A 17,584-nucleotide genomic window follows, 5' to 3' on the forward strand; every position below is an offset into this window, starting at 1 on the left:
ACTCCTTATTTGAAATAAGTTCGCCACCTTACCTAGGGTAAGATGGCGAACTTTATTACTTTATTTTTTAGTAGCATTTTTTATCGCTTGTAGCCCATCATTTGCTTGGCTTCGAACGTCCTGCGGAACATGTTTATAATCCGCACGACTTACAAATTCGAAACACTGATATGCAGTATTTAAATCATTTCCCTTTAATGCATTTTGCCCAACAATAACCATCGTCTCTGCAATTTGTCTTATTTTCGCTTTACTTTGTTCATTTGTATATCCATTTTCAATAGCTGTATTTGCATAAACTAATGCAGTTGCAATATCTTTCACATTTGAGCTATTGCCATATTTCGCGAACGATTGACTTGCTACATTGAAATCATTCAGGTAATCAATAGAATTTCTAATTACGTCTTGGAAGCCAAGTCCTTGTGCACCAGGCGTTGTATACATTAATCGGTATAAATTCATAGCTCTTGCAGGATCAGATACTTCAAATCCACGTGCTTTATTTAATAACTTATTAAAAATGTTACTCATATCTCCTGCATTAGCTATACCACGTTCATAAGCTTGTCCATAATAATATAATGCATTCAATTGACTAGCTTCATCACTCTTACTATTTTCATAATTTGCTAAATTCAACAATTGAATACCTTCTAATTTCTTCGTTGCTTCCTTTATTTTCTCATTGAATCTTGCATCATCCACTATAGCTGATGAAATATCTTTTAAATATACAATTAATTCAAGGGATGGTTGAACAGATTTTTTAACTTCACTTTGCCATCCAGAATTCCCCTTTAAATTATTCCATTGCTCCATAGTTTGATTCCAAAGGAAGTTTGTATTTGTTTGTAATTTTTCAAATGCACGAGCATGTTTATTTCCATTACGAATAGAATTCGCCATATATAATACAGCGTTATAATAATCTTTCTCTACTAATGCCTGATCTGCCTTTACTTCTAACATTACAGGTAAAGATAACGATTTTGCCTTTTCTCTCTGCTCAACAACTACATTTTTAACATTTAAGATAAAGTGATAATTTTGTAATGCCACTTCTGCAGATGTCTCTTCTGCTTTTGATTTTGTTAATAAGTTCTCAATTGCATTTTTCAATTGATCCCGCAATGTGTTTTGTTCTTCACCTTTTGTCTGATCAATGTATTGATCTGCTAGTACAATTGCTTCTTTCCACTTCGCTTCGTTCATATACGCTGTTACCTGTTCAATCGCCCATTGTCCAGGTGTTTTTACTTCATCTTGCTTTGTACCATCTTTATTATCTTTTTGTTCCTCATTCTTTTTATCTTCTTTATTATTTTGTGCTTCTTCTTGTTTTGCATTTTCTTTATTCGTTTGTGCTTCTTCTTGTTTTACATCTTCTTTATTTGTTTTCGATTCTTCTGGCTTCGAATTTTCTTTATTCTCTTGTTTTTCTTCACCTTTTGATTGTTGTACTTCCTTTTCAGTCATTGCTTTTTCTTCTACATTTTTCTTTTGTTCTTTTCCTTGATTTAAAACTGGTACAGTTGGAACATCAACTTTCCCTTGTACCATTTGTTTCAATTCTTTTTCAAGCATTTGATTAAAAATATCTTGCACTCGATCGTAAGCTTGTTTTTGTAAGTCTTCATCAACGCCTTGTAATACAGAAGTTAATAAATAATATTTACTTAAAGCTGCATTTACATCTCGTTCTTCTTCTCTAAGCGCCGCATTAAAAATGTCTTTAGACAACTTTTCTATAACATATTTCTTATTTTCTTTAAAGCGTTCAAATTCTTGGTCGTTAAACGCTGGATCTTGATATAAAGTTAATTGATTTCGAATATAAAATAGTTGCTCATATTTTGAACTAGCTACTTTTTCAAATTGAGCAGAATCCTGTGCTGCTAACAATAATGCTGCTTTATTGGCTTTGGCTGTCGAGGAGCTCTGAGAAATAAGCTGTAAATCATCACGTTCCGCCATTGTATTTGTCATACCATCAATTAATTTCAAATGATTTTGTGCCTTATAAAACTCTCCAAAAAACACCGCACTAGATTTCTCCCCATTTGCTGTATACCATTCTACAAGAATATCACCCGTTTTTGGTGATACTGTAATTGTGGGGTATGTTGGTTCTGGATCTGGTTTTGGTTTTTCTGTTCCAGTTCCTTCTGTTCCAGTTCCTCCTGTTCCAGTTCCTTCTGTTCCAGTTCCTCCTGTTCCAGTTCCTCCTGTTCCAGTTCCTCCTGTTCCAGTCCCTTCTGTTCCAGTCCCTTCTGTTCCAGTTCCTCCTGTTCCAGTTCCTCCTGTTCCAGTTCCTTCTGTTCCAGTTCCTCCTGTTCCAGTTCCTTCTGTTCCAGTTCCTCCTGTTCCAGTTCCTCCTGTTCCGGTATTAGTTTTTGGTGGTTCTACAGTAGGTGTAGGTAATTGAACATTATCATTATTTTTAACTGGCTCCACCACAGGACCACCCATATTAGTTGGCAGTTCCGGCTTTTGTGGCGCTGGTGCATCTGATAATTTGATTAGTGGATCTTTCTTTTCCACCGACACATCATCTGGCTTATACGTCACTGGTGTAATTGGTGATTTATTATTTCCGATTAGGTCTGCTAAATTAACGTTTGGTTTTTCGCCAGGTTTGTCATCTTTTTTTGCAGGATCAGCAACTAAATTTGGGAACATAGATTGTAAATTGCTTCCTGTAATACGATCATCTTTTTTCTCTTCTGTATTACTTGCTAGTTTTACGGTTTCTCTTCCTGCTGTGCTAAATCCTTTGTCATACACAAGATATCCTGATGTTCCAAGTAAAGCTGCTGACATTACTGATATAGCAACTTTTTTCCCTAAATTATTATTGTTCTCTTCCATGCATTTTCCCCTTTTCCCATCTTTATTGAATCCAGCCGTTTGTTTTCATTTCTGTTAGTTTTTCTTGTGCTGCTCTTACTTCAGCTTCATTTTCATTTGCTTGTACTGTTTTTCTTAAGAAGCGGTTCGCTTCTTCATATTTTTTTTGTTTAATTTTGAACATCCCAAATGCAAAATTCACATGTGGATCTTCATCATTTTGCGAATATGCTTCTGCGAAAAATTTCTCGGCTTCATTTCCTTGTCCCACTTTATCGTATAAAATCCCTATATTCACAAGTGTATTTGTATCTCGGGTCCCACTGTTGACAACTCGATTATAAGCTTCTAATGCTTGTTGATACGCAGCATTACTTTTTCCACCATCTCGCGATTCGTAAAATTGACCAGCTTCATAATATACAATTCCTAGTTGATTTAGTAACTCTATATTTTTCATATCCTTTTGGATTGCAGCTTGTAATACTTGAGATGCTTGTTGATAATTCGCCTCTTTTTTCGCACTATCAATTAAATTTGTTTTATTCCAAAGCACATATAAGTTTGAAAGTTCAATTGTATATATAGCGTTCTTTGAATCTTGTGTAATAGCTTCTTTAAAGAACGATTCAGCTTTGTCTAACTGCACAGTTGCCGTAGCTAGTTGTCCTTTTAAATACGAAACAATCGCCTTATCTTCATTTGTTTTCGTGCTCATTTTGACGATAACGTCTTCCGCCTTTTCAAATTCTTTCATCTTCATATGACTTACAGCTAAATCTCTCATTGCATCTTTTTTATACGGTTCAATTCCTTTTGCATTATTCGCTAATGCTTGTTCGAAATTCGGAACTGCTTCTTGATATTTTCCAATGCGGAAATTTGCTGAAGCTAATAAATAGGCAGCTTCATTATTTTCTTTATCAATTTCTCTATCCTTTATTAATTTGGTAATATAGTCGATTGCAATTTTATTCTTTCCTTCAGCAACGTAAATTGTTGCTAATTGAAGATGCGCTTCGTCTTTTCCTTTCACTGCAATTGCATGACCAACAGCCTCTTCTGCAAGTTTATATTTTTTATCATGATAGGCTTGCCTTGCTTGTTCCATAAAGTGTTGATATTTAGCATTCGTTGTATAGAAGTAATACGCCGTAGCACCACCTATAACGACAATTGTAATTGAACCAATGATCAAAATACGTTTTTTATTTTTGCTCCACCATTTTGAAAAGGCAGACGGTTCTTTTTGTTCATGCGTTAATGTAAGAGGTTGATTCGATGCTTTTGCATTTAAAATTTCATCATCTATATCATATTCAACTTGTTTTTTTGTTTGTTTTCGGCTCTGTAGAATGCTATTTGGAACTGTAATTGTAGCTGCTGCTTCTGTAAATGATGTTTCTTGTTCTTCTTTTATCTCCTCAATAATGCTTTCAATTTCCTTTTTTAGCGCATGATCAATGTTTGGAAATTGTACGATTCGTGAATAGACGAAACAAGCAAATTCTGCATTGTTTTCTCTCTCCAATTCAGTAGCTAGTTCCAAATAACTTTGTAGCACCTTTTTTGAGTTTATTCCAGGCTCTTGACTCTCTATTGTTTGAATGATATATGCGAGTTCTTGTTTTAGAGCAGTTGATGGATTAAGTGAATTGAAAATTGTTTTATATTCATATAATGCCGCTTGCTTAAATCCTCTCTCTTCTAATAATCTTGCAATTTCCAAACATTTCGATACAAAAAGAGACTGTTCTTGTTCTGACTGCTTTTCTGTATCAATTTTTATTATCTCTCTTGCACTATTAAATGCATCGTGCCATTGTGCAAAGCTTGGACATTCTGCAAAAGTTTTACTATTCCATGCCTGCTTAAATAACTGTGCAATTTCCCCATTCCATTGATTATGTAATACTTGCTGAAGTAATGCATATCTTTCACATTCTGTCTGCATTTCTTCCGTTTTAAAGTAACTTGCATCAGTCCATTTTTTATTTCGAACTTCTTCACTACACCAACTTAATATTTCTCCTAATAATATAGCACCAGCAAATCGATCGGCTTCTTTTTGCCATACTCCACTTGTCAAATACTTTGGTGCGTAACCCGCTGAACCTGCTGGCAATAATGAAGGTCTTTTCGTTTTTGGGCCATACATTTGCTCAACATCAACAAGCTCAATACGGTGTTGACCTTCAATAGGATTTTCACTTAGAAAAGGTATTAGTACGTTACTAGATGACAAGTCATTATGAGCAATCTCATTTTCTTCCATTATCTTAAGTGTTGTTAGAAATGCCTCTGCAATAAAAAAACATTGTTGCTTTGATAGCATTCGTTGCTCTTGTAAAATATCAGCCCAAGTTGGCCCTTCAATCCAAGGCATCACAATACTATTCGCAAGATCTTCTGACTTTTCAATTACAGATGTATGTTCTTCTTTTGTAACAATGTAGCGTGAACATACTTTAAGACCCGCTAAGGAAGAAAGTGGTTTCAAAAATACTAATTGATGTTTTTCATCACGATAGCGTTCCTTAAAAACTTTTAATGCTATTCGTTCTACACTATTTTCATGTTGTAGCTGATATACCGTTCCTTGTCTACCTTCTTGCCCATATGGCATATCAATTCCCATAACTGCTGGATGCTTTGAAAAATGATACGCATCTTTATTTAAAATAATTTTTTCTCCTACTTCTGGCCTGAATCCCATTTTATCCCCTTGCTCTCATATGACGATTTTTAAAGAAAAGACCAGGAACAATAGCTCCTGGTCTTTTGCAATTGTTCTGCTATTAATATGAGCTATCCGCGTTACGGAAGTTAGTAGCAATGTTTTTCAAATCAGTAGAAATATGTTCTAGAATCGGAATGTATTTTTGCATTTCTTGTCTAGCACTTTCAAAGTTCGCTCTGAACTTATCTTGTGTTGCCCCAGACCATTGTCCCTCTAAACTCTGAATTTCATTTCCAAGGTTATTGATTTGTTGTTGAGCTTCAGCTGCTGCGTTTGTAAAGCGTCCAGCGATTTGATCAAGTTGTTCAGGTGTAATTTTAATTTCTGCCATTCTGCTTTTCCCCTTTCAATCTATTAATATCATAACAATTAGATTATAAACTATATTCACACTATTTTTAAAGGTTTAGTTTACAAAAAAATAGTATTTTTTTGCAAATTACCCCAGTTTTATATTTTTTCTGTCGATTCTAACCATTTTCTAGCAATCTTTTTTGTTAAATCATGTAGTAAATGTAGTGGTGTAAAAGCACATTTTACTTTCATAGGTTTCCTGCGTACAAAATATCCTTCCCCACTCTGGAATTCTTGATCCATTTCCGTATGCTTGAGCTTTATATTAAAGAAATACACATCATTATTTTGCGTAGTGCCTAATAAATAACTACAGCTTCGTTTTCTGATTTCCGCAAACCATTTTTCATGTGAATAATTAGTTACACTTGAAGTTGTAGCAGCTGCAACAAAATGGATCCCTTTATTTCTTCCATTTTGAACAATTTGCTCTATTTTATTTTTCGCATCAAAATCAGTAGATAATAACGCCAGCATTTGATCAATATCATCAATAACAATAATAATCCTTGAATATGGAAATTTCATTTTTTCATTTGGATTTAAAGACGGCATGACCACTTCTCTGTTATTTATTACTTCTAGCAGCTCATCTAACATTTTTTTTAATTGCATTCCGTCTGTAATTCGCTTTTTAACATGTGGTAATTCTCCAAGAGCCAAAATACCCGTTGTTTTTTCACTTAAATCAATCATGAATAATTCAATTTCTTCAGGTGCATGTTGATAGGTAAGAGAAAAAATTAGTGTTTGTAATAAAGATGTCTTACCACCTTCAATTCTTCCTCCAATGAAAATATTTGTCATTTCCTCCAATGAAAAGTTTTGCAAGCGAATATCTTCTGTTTCGATACCTACACAAATTTGTGACGATTCTGATTGCTCTAGCATGTCTTCAATAAACAACTGTTTCGGAACCATTGGAATTGATTTTGCTTTCTCTCCAGTCCATGCTCCATTCATTTTTTGAATAATTGTTTTTAATTGCTTAGAATATTCCAATTCATTTTCTCCAATGAAAGGCAATGCTGCTTGGAATAGTTCTGGGGGCTGCCCTTTCGCTAAACCACGTCCAGATGGTACATCAATTAATGGGAAGTTTGGTCTTCCAACTAAACTATAATATTCTGTTCTATCTTGTAATTCAAACGAAATTGCCATCGGAATATTGTTACGAACACGGTCAAACATATCAGTTGTTTGGTTGAGTGATAAATGAAAAGAAATACCGTACGTACTTGATTCACGTAATAATTGCTCTAAAATTTCATTTTCCTTCTCATACTCACTACGGAACCTAATATAACCATCTATCATTACGACAATAGCTGGAATCTTTGTTTCTACCATTCGGTTATACATCGCGAAAGATTTTGCTCCCCTATCAGAAAAACATTCTTTTCGATATGTGACTTCCTTCTTCAAAAAGCTAAACAACCGTTTCATTTTTTCAACTTCGTCTTCTTGTACAATTCCACCCACATGTGGTAAATCTCTAAAGTCTAAAAACATGCGACCAAAATCAACTACATAAAAGTTTACTTCCTCTGGTGTATGAGACAATGCCAGAGACATAATAATTGTTTGTAATAGAGTCGTTTTTCCTGTACCTGGCATACCGTAAATATTTAAATGCCCCTCTTGAACATCTAATTTCAAAGGATACTGCGCTTGATTTGCCACATCGTCGATTAGTCCTACCGTTAACTGCAATTTATCTTCTCTTTGCTTCCATACATCCGCATTCCAATTCTCTATTTCATAGAATTGATTTAATAATAGTTTCTCTGGTAAAGGTGCTAACCAAGGTCCTGGCAACGCTGTAATATTTTCTTTTTCGGATACGTTCTGTACATATTGAATAAAAGCTTGTAATTGCTTTGGACTATTTGTCATTGGTTTTGGACGCTTTTTCACTTTTATTCTTTCACCCGAGAGCTTAACTTCTGTAAAATCAACAATATCAAGAACTTTCTCTTCATCTGGATTATAAGGTGCTCCACTCCATGCAGATTGGAACAATTCCAATATTTCATTACTTCCAACCTGTAAATAACCTCTTCCCGGTACATTAATTTTAGAGGCATCTGGAATTTTTAACATTTCACGACTATCGGCGTCATCTTGTACACGTAAACAAATTCGAAAACGTGAGTTACTCCAAATCTTATCATTTACAACCCCTGAAGGTTTTTGTGTAGCTAATAATAAGTGAACTCCTAATGTCCTTCCTATTGCAGCAACACTAATTAGTTCGTCCATAAATTCTGGTTGTTCCTTTTTCATTTGAGCAAACTCATCAATGACAATAAATAAATGTGGCAAAGGTTCTTTTTCACGCCAGCTTGTTTCATAATATTCATCTAAATGTTGAACATTTCCAGCCTGAATAAACAATTTTTGTCTTCTCTCTAATTCCGCCTTTAATGATATTCTTGCACGCTCAATTAAGTTCGGATCTTCTAAGTTTGTAATAGATGCGATAATATGTGGTAATCCTGCAAACGTGTTTGACATTCCGCCACCCTTATAATCGATAAGCATAAATGCCATCTCATGAGGATGATAGGTAGCCGCTAACGCTGCTATAATAGACTGGATCACTTCACTTTTCCCTGAACCTGTTGTACCAGCCATTAAACCATGCGGACCATGTCCTTTCTTCTCAATTTTATCGTGAATATTTAGAAACACAGGTTTACTTCCTTCTCTTACACCTATTGGAACCGGCAATGAAGTCGGATATCGATTTTTATTCCATCTCTCTAGCACCTGTAACTCTTCCATTTTTTTCACTTGGAACAAATCTAAAAAAGTTAATACTTTCGGTATGTTAGCCGCTGTAGAACTTTTCATTCGAATAGGAGCAATACTTCTCGCACCTGATTCGCATCGTTCAAATGAAAGTCGGTCTACTTTAAAACTAGCACGCGTTGTCCCGCTATTTTCAGCTGAGCTTGAAAATGTTTCTACTAACTCACCATTTTCTCCATTTAAGCTAATAACAAGATCACATTCCATCGGCAATCGTTCTCTCTGTTCTGCAAATATAAACGTAGATGCTCCGACACTTTCCCCTTCTCTAAGTAAAATTGGAATTAGAGGATCATCCTCTAAAAACTCTCTCGCAGATAAGAAAAAGACATAAATTGGGATTAAAGGTATTTTCGCATCCGCCTGTGCAGAGGAATTATAAATTCTACGCATATTAAGTGGTGTGAACAACGCTTCAGCTAATTTCTGAGCGTCTTGTTGATTTTCAGATAGAAAACGCATACTTCTCTGCTCATCCCATACATGAGGAAGCCATCTCATCCAATCCCATTGTTTTTTCTCCTTCTCATGATAAAAGGCTGCTATTTTCACTTCATTTGGCGCATGATGTGTCATAATTTGCGTCGTTACAATTCGAATAAAGTTCAACCTATCCTCTTTATTTCCAACTACACCAATTACATCATTTTTTTTCAAAGATATTGAAATATGTCCATTAGGAATTGTAGTAAAATCCCTTTTGACATTTTGTGCTTCTGTAACTAATGGATTTTCTTCGTAGCCTTTCTGCTCAGGCACTTTCAACTCTACAAGGAATGGCCTTTCCCCCGTTCCAATACGAATATCTAAAAAATCTGGGCTTTCGGGTGTTCGCTCCCATAAGTTACTTTCTTGATTTTCAATTCTTTGCACACTTTTTAATGGACTTGGATTTTGTGTAATTAAATACTTTGCTTGTTCAACCTTTAACGTATCTAATTCCACTCGACGCTTTTGAATTTGCTCTAAGTATCTTGTTTGTAATTGTTCAACCATTTGACGATGTTCTTTCTTTCTACGTAAATGCCCCATCGATGTAAATATATATGACCCTAACATAGGAATACTAGAAACCATCATAAGAGGCATATAGCTTGAATTCATTTTCATAACCTTCATCATCACAAAGTATAATACTAGCGTCAAAATTGTCATCGCCGCTGGCAATATCATCGTTTCAATTGAAAATTTCGGCTCCTCCGGTATATTCGGCGGATCATGAATAATAACATCCCCTGTTGGTATATCTACTTTCACACGCGGAGAGCGCTGAAAATATGGTGATTTTTGCACAAAGCATTTCTCCTTCCCCATTCAAAACTATTACTCAATGATTTTCCATACATAATCTTCTTCACTAGAAGATATACCTTGTTTAACAGGTTCATTATTAACTTCTTCTGCCGGTAACATTTCAAAAGAAGGGATAATCGCCCCTTTTTTATTTAGCATTACATATTGTCCATCCCAAACATCATTATCTCTCAAAGTCTCGTCATTTCGAATAGAATGCCACTCTTCTTTATCCTTTGTCACTCTAATTTCGTAAATTTCACTTAATGTTTCATCTATTTTTTCGTGATGTAAAATTGCTTCAATAATTTGTATTACTTTCACATCATTTGGGATCGCAATATCTATTTCTTCATTTGATTGTTTTATGTACGTCACAATAATCTCTTCCACGTATATTCACCTTTCCGTTGTATTCTTACCAAGAAATATCTAAAAACGAAATATCATCGCTCGTCGGTGAGCACTGTGCCCTCTCGATTTTTTGTAAGACTTCCTCAAAGTTATACTGCATAAGCGACATAAGTCCATCTGAATGAATTACAATTCTAGTTACTTCTTCTCTAGATAACTTCTTTGAAAAAATATCCAATTCACCACCAATAATACCATGATGTGTAGACCATCTTTTCCCTACACTTCTCTCAAAATTCAATTCATTTAAGCACTTTTTCTGATTTTGGAACAATTGTACAAAAGAATCGCCATGTGTAACTATTGTTACATCTACTTCGTCTTGATTTGGAATGAGCTCTATTTTCCCAGCAATGAACATAGCTTCACTACCTTTTCTCCTCTTTTCTTCCAATACATCGAGAAGTAACCATGGTGTTTCTTCTGGCAATTGAAATACCCTCACTTCCTCTGCTGCTTCTTCTTTCCACTTTTCCAACTCTTCATTTAATAGAATAGAAATATTCTTTTCCTGCAATGTTTCAAATAAATTTAATAATTTCATACCAAGAAATTTCGCAGCGATTTCACCATGAAAAGACATTCCTACACCATCACATAATGCAAAGGTAACACTAGTCCCATTATCTTGAAATATAAGAAAATCTTGTCCACTCTCATTTAAGTCTTGCGTTTCTTTAGCTCTTACGTAACTATATCGATATGTAAAATGTTCACCTTTCTTCTCTTGTAATACAGTTTCTTTTTCTTGCGACAGGATATACTTCACTATTTTTCTCCCTCCTATCGAACCGGCGTTGCAGCAGACATTTGAAATCCAAGTGATACTAAATCTGCATTTGTACCTGGAAACATCATCACTGCACCATCCCCAATATGAAAACCATACTCAGTCATCATCTCACGATAACTTTGAGGGATAGGAGAGGAAAGTCGTTGCAACTTTGCACCATATTCATCCGTAATTTCTGTATGTGGCATAATCCCTTCCCACTTCTTTATACTAGTAATTTGTTCTTGCATAATTTCATCCGAAATAAAGATATTTTCAATTAGTACATTTCCATCAGGTACAGACATATTCATAATTCTTCGCACAATTAATTCTGGATCTTCGCCAGTTGAAGCACCATCTGTCATATGACAAACAACAGGAGCTGGCCCATCTTGTAAATTCGGTAATTCCTTTTGCAATAACTTCTCCACTACAGAGAAAGCCTTTGCTGTATCAGTTAAGCGATGCGTTTGAATTTTTTCTAGTGGACGTAGTCTTGCTACTTCATCTATTGTTTTCACCCCACCCAAAAGATCAAAAACTTGATCGCTATAAGCTAAAATAGATAACTTATATCTTGGAAGCAATCGACTACCTTTTGTCGAACGAAATACCATTTGGCGAATCGCTAAAGAAAGAGCATCCGTTACAATGTCAATTCTCCTTTTTTCTTCTCCCTCTACATCCATCATTTGATTCATTGATGCGCTTACATCAAGAAGATAGATTATATAAGCTGGTGTTTGTTGTGTTGCTTGAGTTTGATATAACATGTTTCATACCCTTCCATACATTATTATATGAACTTTTTTTATATTCACATTTCATTATAACTTATGAATTTTCTTTTTCTCAATTTATTATAAAATGTTCTCGATATAATTTACATATTTTCACACAAAAAGATATTTTTCTTCTCTTTAACTTATGTTTAAATATACAAAACCCTTCTATATTCATAGAAGGGTTTTAATATTATGGTATAAGACGAGTACAATCTCTCGGAAAAGCACTAGCCTCTCGTACATTTGTTAATTCTAATATTTTATATACAATCCTTTCTAACCCAATTCCGAAACCTCCATGCGGGGGACAACCGTATCGGAATGTATTTAAATAAGATTGAAATTTCTCTGGGTGTAATCCTTTTTCTTTAAACGAAGCGAGTAACATTTCATAATTATGAATTCGCTGTGCCCCTGACGTTATTTCTAGCCCTTTATATAATAAGTCGAATGAATCAGTAATAGCTGGATTCTCTTTATTTTGCATCGTATACATCGGTCTCGCTTCTTTCGGATAATGTGTAATGAAAACAAATTCACTATTATATGTTTCCTTTACATATTTCCCTAGTAACTTTTCACCTTCTGTATCTAAATCCCCTACAGGAGATTCTTTACGATACTTACTTTTCAAAATTTCTTGTGCTTCTAACAATGTAATTTTAGGTATTTCAGTAATAACAGGTACTTCTATTTGTAATAGTTGTAGTTCTATTTCACATTTTTTCGCTACTTGTTGAAACATATATCGTAAAACATCCGTTTCTAGTTGCATCACTTCATAAAAATCATGAATAAAACCAAGCTCTACGTCTAACGATATATATTCATTCAAATGACGGGAAGAATTATGATGTTCCGCTCTATATACAGGTGCAATTTCAAAAACACGTTCTAGTCCCCCAGCCACCATCATTTGCTTGTAGAACTGTGGTGATTGTGCTAAATAAGCTTCTTTTTGGAAGTATGGAAATTTAAAAACATTTGCTCCTCCTTCTGCCCCTTGTGAAACAATTTTCGGAGTAAATATACGTGCGAAATCGTTCTCTATTAGAAATTCACTAAAGCTCTGAACGAGTGTAGATTTCACTTTAAAAATCGCTGCAGTTCGCTCATGCCTTAATGATATTACCCGCTCATTAAGTAGTTGATCTAAACCAACTTGTAACTTCTTTTTATTTATTTCAAATGGAAGTGGCTCTGCACCGTTTATTACTTTCACTTCATGAGCAAGTACTTCAATACCCAATTCCGTTTTCGACGTCTCGACTATCTCACCGATTACATGGACAACACTTTCTACATCAACTTTATATCCGGCCAATTCATTTTCTAATACACATTGAATTACTCCTGTTCTGTCCCGTAATAATAAAAAACTAACATTTCCAAGGTGCCGAATTTTTTTTACCCATCCTTGAAGTAATACAACCTTTCCACTTTGCTTTGTACATTCTTTTGTGAGTGAACGCTTCATTATTGAATCCATTATTTTTCCCTCCAGTAATTTTATATTTATTTACGTTATTGTTGTCATCGTCATCATCCACGGTCACTCACCCCCTTTCAAAGAATACAAAAATCCGCCCCTATAAATAGGGACGGATTTTTTTCCGCGGTACCACCCAAATTGTCATACTGACCATCTTAGCCCTGATAACGGTAGGTACCGTTTGCTTTTACTAATAATCACGTTCAAAGCAACACTCACAGGTGTCTTTCCATCATGCGGTATCGCAACCTTCCCAGCAACCGGCTGCTCTCTGTAGACCTTTGCACCATGTACTTTTCCTGATCATCACTTTTTATATTTACAGAGTATTCTAACTCTTCACCCTATAAAATGCAAGCACTTTTAAATATATTTTGATTTTTCACATCCAGTTTTGTACAATCTCCTCTAAAGCCATTCCACGTGAACCTTTCAGTAAAACAACATCTTTTTTCGTTATAACTTTCAATACTTCCTCTGCTATTTTGGCTTTATTATCAAATGACTTTATTTTTCCTGTATGATAGTTCTTTCTTGCTTCTTCCGCTACAATTTTGGCTAACTCTCCATACGTAAATACATATTGAATGCTCTCCTCATTTAACATTTTACCAATTTCTCTATGATATGTTTCAGCTTTCTTGCCTAACTCCAACATATCCCCAATCACTATAATTTTTTTCTTATAGGCATTTAATTTCTGCAACGTTTCAATTGCAACCTTCATGGAGGAAGGACTGGCATTCCATGCATCGTTAATAATTGTAAAACCTGTTTTAGCGGTTAAAAACTGAAAGCGCATTTGTGTAATGTTTATTTGCTGCAATGCTTCTTGTATTTTTTCTATAGGGACTTTGTAAAATTGACCTACAGCGATTCCGACAATCGTATTAAAAATATTATGTTTTCCATGTAAGGGAACATCGTACTGTATTTTTGAATGTTTTAATTTAAAATGAACACCATATTCATCTAATTGTACGTTCGTTGGAAACAAATCATTTGTATACTTTCCACCAAACGACTTACTTTCTATACCTAGCATATTAATATTTTGAGAAAGTAATGGCTCATCACCATTATATAAGAACAGTCCACCGTCATTTAATCCGTCTACAATTTCAAATTTAGCCTTCGCAATCTCTTCTCTTGATCCAAGCGTTTCTAAGTGTGACTGTCCAATCATTGTAATGATCGCTACATCTGGCTGTGCTATTTGTGCTAAGTTTCGAATTTGTCCCGTTTCGCTCATTCCCATTTCAAGTATTAAAAACTCTGTATCCTGTTTCATTTCTAAAATCGTTAGTGGTAAACCAATTTGACTATTTAAATTTCCCTTCGTTTTATGCACACGATAAGTTGTACTTAATATCGTGCTTATTATATCTTTTACCATTGTCTTTCCATTACTACCAGTAATTCCGATAACTTTCACATTACTTGTCTTTCGGTAATATCGCGCTATTTTTTGCAGTGCAAGTAATGTGTCATCTACAAAAATAATCGGTATTCCTTTTGGAGGATCACCGTAAGACTTTTTCCATAAAGAAGCAGCCGCACCTTTTTCCATCGCTTCTTTTACATAATCGTGTCCATCTTTCACCCTAATAATCGGAACAAACAAATTCCCTTTCGTAATTTTTTTAGAGTCAATACAGACGCCTTGCATCTCTATATAATGAAATGATTCTTGTAGTCCTTCACCATTTACTATCTCTTCCAATTTATTTAATTGTAATTGAATCAAATCGTCACCTTTTTTCCAATTTTTACATAAAAACCAATTCATTTACGCATATTAATAAAAAATTTTATAGCGAGGTGTGTATATGCAAAAAGCAATTAGTTTCTTTCTCCTATTGTTTTGCCTAATTGTAGTAAACGAAACATACGCCTATTCACCAAAATCTTTACCAATCTCTCAAAACTCTGATCAATGGCAAGTGAATATTGATAAACCGAAAAAAACAAACAAGAATATGCTTCAAGCTAAAAAAGATGAATTTCAAACATATCATTTTTCAGTAAAGAATGTTGGGAATAGTGAGGTATATAACGTAAACGTCGAAGTATTCCGCAACGAACCAAATAAGAAAACGAAATATGAACTCTTTTCCCTAAAGGAAAGTCGTTTAGCAAGTGGAAAAACTGGATTTGAACACGCTAATTTACCTGTTGCTACAAAAGCGGATGAGGTTGATGTTATTATTACATGGCAAGAACACCCATTCCGATCGATGCGAAATGGTCAAAAAGTTGAATCTAGAAAATTTAAAGAGCATTTTGTTTTGAAAGAAGCTAAAAAGTAAATGGGATCCGGATATATTCACACTAACATTGATATAGCTTTATTTACTAGTACCAGTTCGTAAGCAAATTAAAAAGTCGTGGCTTAATGCCACGACTTTTTATATTAATTCGTACTAATGCCTCTCGCTACCCAAATGCGATCGATATCAGCAGCATGTTGTCCGCCATATAAAAGAGCATCCGCTTGCTTAATCGCTTTCGCTCCATCACTGAATTTAGAGTTTGGTGTTAATGACCAGTGTGATTGTAAAATGATTTTCGTTGCTACATCACGGCCAAAAGCTTGTGCCATTTCGTATTGACCTTGAGCCCAAATTTCACCATCATCATGCACTTCATTCGTTATATCTTTCGGATATACTTTATTCGTATCTAATCGGCGTAAGCATGTTGGATCTGAACTAGAATAAGCTGTCGCATCCCATTCTCCAACACATGCTTTACCATATCCTGTAGTCGATACTGCATCTTCATATGTAGCACCTAAGAAGTCGCCAAATCCTTCTCCCATCGCTCCACCTTCTGCTGAACTACCAAAGCCAGGAACTTGGTTATCTTGAATCGAATGCCCATATTCATGTGCGATAATACCAGCATCTTCTGCATCATCAACACCGCCAGTACCGAAAGTTAAAGCTTTTGTTGATGGAGAATAGAATGAGTTATCATCAGTTGTACCATTAACATTCACTTTTATCGAACGGTTATTAATATTTTTAAAACCTAGACTTTGAATGTAACGTTGCAATGTGTCGATATGATAGTACGACATAACATCTTCAAAGCTATCATTTGCGCGTGTATAGTTAAATTGTAAATTCGTAGATTTTGTTTTCGCTTTTGAAGAAATCGTTACATATTCTCCAATTAAAAATCCTGTTCCATCTAAACCTTTTAACGTAACAGTTTTCAGTTGGTTCGTTAGAGCTGTTGAATCTGCATCGTTATTATCTTTTAAGCCTACTTTACTACCGCTAGATACGACTGGGTTAGGTAAAAATACTTTTCCTGATCCTTCAGCTTTTCGGTTTATATCAACCTTTTTAATTAACTTTCCATTTTCTGCATCAATAAATGTTTCCCATGCACCAAATGGACTATTAGAATGGACTACAACTTTATATACTGGACGAGCAATTCCTTCTTCAACAATATATCCGAACTCTTTATCTGTAGGAGCCCATAAATTTTGCTCACTTGCTTCTCCAACATACGCCATTGATTTTTGTATTGCATCTTTTTCACTAATTTTTGTCGTTACTTCCTTCACACCTGTAACAGGCTGATAATCAGAAACAGCGAGTACTCCCTTTCCCTCTCCGTTAAGCGTAACTGTTATTTGTTTTGAAAATACAGGTGCACCATTAACAACTTGTTGGAACCTAACATATGAAGCTACTGACGTTTCTGTTGTAGAAATATATTGCAAGTCTGAAAGGTCTGTTTTCAATCCATACTGCGCAGCATTTTCTTTTAAATATTCAGTTGCTTTTTTCTGTGGCGAATAAGCTTCTAACTTTACTTGCTGTTGTTTTTCCAATGCCGAAACCGTAGAAATCGTCCCCATTACTAACGGTACAGTCATTGCCATTGCCACCATTTTTTTATTAAACATAGAACCACTCCCCCTAATAAAGTAGCTCAACCTTATCCCATTACCACTCGGCAATCATTCCCCACAAAATGGGGGGATAAAAATTGAATCTACGAGTAATTCTCTATGGACACTTCTATTACCTTTCCATTTAGGGTAAGTG

At 35.0% G+C, this 17,584-nt stretch carries 11 protein-coding genes and 1 other annotated feature; of the genes, 1 reads left to right on the forward strand and 10 read right to left on the reverse strand.

From position 1 onward, the window contains the following. Positions 1-60: 60 nt before the first annotated feature. The 9 genes from AC1Q8L_RS01725 to AC1Q8L_RS01765 form a co-directional block, all read right to left on the reverse strand. A complete protein-coding gene (locus AC1Q8L_RS01725) occupies positions 61-2,871 on the reverse strand; it encodes a hypothetical protein (protein ID WP_492339394.1) in 2,811 nt (936 codons plus the stop codon). Between the two features lie 22 nt (positions 2,872-2,893). Next, complete coding sequence (locus AC1Q8L_RS01730; protein ID WP_000506911.1) at positions 2,894-5,566, reverse strand: tetratricopeptide repeat protein; 2,673 nt, start codon at positions 5,564-5,566, stop codon at positions 2,894-2,896. Positions 5,567-5,648: 82 nt separating this feature from the next. Then, positions 5,649-5,921, reverse strand: a complete 273-nt coding sequence (locus AC1Q8L_RS01735) for a WXG100 family type VII secretion target (protein ID WP_000807833.1) — start codon at positions 5,919-5,921, stop codon at positions 5,649-5,651. 119 nt (positions 5,922-6,040) lie between these two features. After that, on the reverse strand, positions 6,041-10,051 hold the full coding sequence (gene essC, locus AC1Q8L_RS01740; protein WP_001172753.1) for a type VII secretion protein EssC: 4,011 nt from the start codon (positions 10,049-10,051) through the stop codon (positions 6,041-6,043). 30 nt (positions 10,052-10,081) lie between these two features. Further along, the gene (locus AC1Q8L_RS01745; protein WP_000391135.1) at positions 10,082-10,444 is read right to left on the reverse strand and encodes a ubiquitin family protein; all 363 of its coding nucleotides are present in this window, start codon (positions 10,442-10,444) and stop codon (positions 10,082-10,084) included. Positions 10,445-10,469: 25 nt separating this feature from the next. Further along, complete coding sequence (locus tag AC1Q8L_RS01750; RefSeq protein WP_025118303.1) at positions 10,470-11,237, reverse strand: hypothetical protein; 768 nt, start codon at positions 11,235-11,237, stop codon at positions 10,470-10,472. Positions 11,238-11,248: 11 nt separating this feature from the next. Then, the gene (locus tag AC1Q8L_RS01755; protein WP_000966848.1) at positions 11,249-12,013 is read right to left on the reverse strand and encodes a vWA domain-containing protein; all 765 of its coding nucleotides are present in this window, start codon (positions 12,011-12,013) and stop codon (positions 11,249-11,251) included. A 202-nt stretch (positions 12,014-12,215) separates the two neighbouring features. After that, the gene (aspS, locus tag AC1Q8L_RS01760) at positions 12,216-13,514 is read right to left on the reverse strand and encodes an aspartate--tRNA(Asn) ligase (protein WP_000377338.1); all 1,299 of its coding nucleotides are present in this window, start codon (positions 13,512-13,514) and stop codon (positions 12,216-12,218) included. A gap of 105 nt (positions 13,515-13,619) precedes the next feature. After that, positions 13,620-13,833: a binding site (T-box leader), on the reverse strand. 66 nt (positions 13,834-13,899) lie between these two features. After that, positions 13,900-15,264, reverse strand: a complete 1,365-nt coding sequence (locus tag AC1Q8L_RS01765; protein ID WP_016512884.1) for a UDP-N-acetylmuramoyl-tripeptide--D-alanyl-D-alanine ligase — start codon at positions 15,262-15,264, stop codon at positions 13,900-13,902. 82 nt (positions 15,265-15,346) lie between these two features. On the opposite strand from AC1Q8L_RS01765, the gene AC1Q8L_RS01770 reads away from it, so the two are divergent. Next, on the forward strand, positions 15,347-15,826 hold the full coding sequence (locus AC1Q8L_RS01770; protein WP_098311661.1) for a YozF family protein: 480 nt from the start codon (positions 15,347-15,349) through the stop codon (positions 15,824-15,826). 104 nt (positions 15,827-15,930) lie between these two features. Here the strand turns inward: AC1Q8L_RS01770 and AC1Q8L_RS01775 are convergent, their stop codons facing one another. Then, positions 15,931-17,442 (reverse strand): M36 family metallopeptidase, encoded by a 1,512-nt coding sequence (locus tag AC1Q8L_RS01775; RefSeq protein ID WP_000482282.1) that lies wholly within the window; start codon positions 17,440-17,442, stop codon positions 15,931-15,933. Positions 17,443-17,584: the final 142 nt, after the last annotated feature.

This window comes from Bacillus sp. GW823-FHT06A11, from assembly GCF_058795355.1.

Coding starts and splice junctions, on each gene's coding strand:
- AC1Q8L_RS01725 (WP_492339394.1), bottom strand. CDS start 2,871: ATGGAAGAGAACAATAATAATTTAGGGAAAAAAGTTGCTATATCAGTA.
- AC1Q8L_RS01730 (WP_000506911.1), bottom strand. CDS start 5,566: ATGGGATTCAGGCCAGAAGTAGGAGAAAAAATTATTTTAAATAAAGAT.
- AC1Q8L_RS01735 (WP_000807833.1), bottom strand. CDS start 5,921: ATGGCAGAAATTAAAATTACACCTGAACAACTTGATCAAATCGCTGGA.
- AC1Q8L_RS01755 (WP_000966848.1), bottom strand. CDS start 12,013: ATGTTATATCAAACTCAAGCAACACAACAAACACCAGCTTATATAATC.
- aspS (WP_000377338.1), bottom strand. CDS start 13,514: ATGGATTCAATAATGAAGCGTTCACTCACAAAAGAATGTACAAAGCAA.
- AC1Q8L_RS01770 (WP_098311661.1), top strand. CDS start 15,347: ATGCAAAAAGCAATTAGTTTCTTTCTCCTATTGTTTTGCCTAATTGTA.
- AC1Q8L_RS01775 (WP_000482282.1), bottom strand. CDS start 17,442: ATGTTTAATAAAAAAATGGTGGCAATGGCAATGACTGTACCGTTAGTA.